Here is a 2,987-nt window from a genome sequence, read left to right as displayed (position 1 = left end):
ATTCCTACTATCTCATCTCTTCTTACTCCTTTTTTTCTTAAAGTTCTTGCCAAGGCATTTGACCTTTCATTCAATTCTCTATAAGTTATTTTCTTATCTTCACATATTACTGCTATATTATCTAATCTATTTTTTGATTGTTTCTCAAATAAATAGTGAATAGTCTTATCATCTTGATACTTAACTCTAGTATTATTAAAATTATATAAAAGCTTTTCTTTTTCTTCTTCATTAACTGCTCCTATATCTTTAATTCTAATCTCTAAATCTCTTAGTACTTCTTTTAATGTATTAATAAATAAATTAATTATCATATTAACTTCACTATCTATTGTTTTGTCAAAATAATTGAACAATATATTAATATCATTTTCATTTCGTTCTAGTATAAATGTTAGAATATTATTTTTCTGCTTTAGAATATCTTTAACTTGTTTCTCACTATGAATGTTCTTCATTATAAAATAAATATTAATCTTATCATAAACATTCATTCTTTGTACTAATTCCAAAAGTGGATATGTTTGATTTTTATATATATTAAAAATTTCTTTTTTATTTTGTATTAAAAATTCCTTAAATGTATTTTGATAGCTTATATTGGTTGGTATTATTATGAGCTCATTATTATTAATCATTTCATCTGATTTCAGATATTGTGGCATCCCTAGTAAAAATTTTGCCCCTCCTATATGTTTATTTATTGCAATTTGAAAAACACTTAATAAAATTATATATAACATTAAATCATCTTTTTTTGATATTTTATTTAATCTATCACTCAAGTTTTTACTAAGAGTGATTTTTTGATTCTGCTTACTATAGATATTACTCTCTTCAATAACATTTAAAAATACTCTTTCGTATTCTCTTCCTAACAGCTCTACCCAGTATTTTTTTGAATTATTAATAACATCTAAACTTGGTCTAACTTTATTTTCTTGTTTCATTGTATTCCTCCTCATATTATTTATAGTATTAACATCCTTTATTAGCATGATTTAAAATGAAAAAGCTCTAACATATTATATTTTGTAATCATTAAAAATCAAATTATCTCAAGATATAATTGTTAGAGCTTAGTAATTATGATACTAAAGTAAATAATATTAAACCTTTCTTGTTATTAAGCTGATTATAATTTATCTTTTTCTAATGTCTAACCCTAATCCTATATTAAAAACTATAACTTTTTATAAACATTAATTAATTTTTATTTATATCTCTATTTATTAAAATTCAAATTCATAGTCATCTTCTTTGTATAAATTATCGTAATTTGAATTTTGCAAAATATAATCATTTTCTTCATCGGTAATTAGATCTATTTGACATATCTTTATATCCAAATTATTGATTATAGTTTTAATTATAAATTTAAAATATTCAGACATTCTCTCCATTGTCTTATGCTTAAACAATTTAATTTTATAGCCTAAATTAAAGTATATTTGGTTATTTACCTCTATAGCAGTCATTGTAATATCAAACTTCTCTACCCCATGACTTAAATTATATTGCTTAAATATTAAATCTTCTATCTCTGAATTTACTTTTTCTAAATTTTGAAGTACAAACATAACATCAAATAATGGATTTCTGATTAAATCTCTTACTGGCTTCACTTTATCTACTAGTTCATCAAATTGATAGTCCTGATTTTCATATGCAGATAACGCTTTTTCTTTTATACTCTTTAAATATTCTCTGAAGCTTATTTCAACATTAACTATACTTCTTATGACTAGAGTATTTACAAACATACCTATTATCCTTTCAAGATCTGCATGTGGCCTTCCAGCTATTGGGGTTCCTACAACTATATCTTCTTGTTCACTATACTTTGATAAAAGTATATTAAATACAGAAAGTAAAACCATATACATTGTGGTTCCCGTTTCTTTTGCTATTTCTCTTAATCTTTTCGTTTCTTCTTCTCCTATAATAAATTCTATACTATCACCTTCAAAGCTTTGAACTAGCGGCCTACTATAATCTGTAGGAATATTTAGTATTGGTATTTCTCCCTTAAATTCCTTTAACCAATATTCTTCTTGCTTTTTAAAGCTCTTGCTTTGTTGCATTTTATTTTGCCATTCACTATAATCTTTATACTGGATTTTCAAATCCTCTAATTCTTTCCCTTTATATATTTCTACAAATTCTCTTTTTAATATTGCCATAGATGTCCCATCGGAGATTATATGATGCATATCAAACACCAGTATATGCCTGTCTTCTTCTAACTTAATTAAGGCTACTCTTAATAATGGCGCTTTACTTAAGTCAAAACATTCTATAAAATCATTTATTTTTTCTTCATTTTTTACTTTTATTTCTTCTATTCTAAAATTTATAGACTCTATTTCATGGATCCTTTGTATTATATACCCATTTAAGTTTTCAAAACTTGTCCTTAAGGTTTCATGCCTTTGTATTAATTTTAAAAAAGTTTTTTCTAACCTTTCTATATCAACTTTTCCTTCTATCTCCATAGCACCAGGAATGTTATACGCTGTACTTTTTTTATCAAATTCTTGAAGTATATATACTCTCTTTTGTGCCGAGGACGCTAAATAGTATTCTTTTTTTTCTACTTTCCCAATTGATTCATAAATACTTTTTTCTTTTGAATTTATATACTCACTGATTTCTTTTATAGTTTTTAATTCTAATAATTTTCTAAGTTCTACTTGAATATTAAAAGCTTTATGAATTTTTCCCATTAGTATTGTAGCCTTTAAAGAATGTCCTCCAAGCTCAAAGAAGTTATCATTTATTCCTATATTATTTACACCTAATACCTTTTCCCATATCTTTACCAAAGCTTCTTCTATTTCATTTCTTGGTTCTTCATATACTGAACCTGTTATAATATTTTCTTCTACACTTGGCAATGATTTTCTATCTAACTTTCCATTAGAATTTAAAGGCATATTTTCTAACTTCATAAAATACGAAGGAATCATATACTCAGGAAGATTCTT

2 protein-coding genes are annotated in these 2,987 nt (G+C 24.8%); both read right to left on the bottom strand.

Annotated features, from left to right (window positions below):
• A partial coding sequence (locus BUB01_RS22445; RefSeq protein ID WP_159433292.1) for a condensation domain-containing protein occupies positions 1-950 on the bottom strand: 950 nt, incomplete at its 3' end.
• A gap of 282 nt (positions 951-1,232) precedes the next feature.
• Positions 1,233-2,987: condensation domain-containing protein (locus tag BUB01_RS22440; protein WP_242958469.1), on the bottom strand; the 1,755-nt coding region annotated here is incomplete at its 5' end.

It is taken from the genome of Clostridium cavendishii DSM 21758 (genome assembly GCF_900141845.1).
Classification (GTDB): domain Bacteria; phylum Bacillota; class Clostridia; order Clostridiales; family Clostridiaceae; genus Clostridium_AG; species Clostridium_AG cavendishii.
This window is presented reverse-complemented; position numbering and strand designations above follow the sequence as displayed.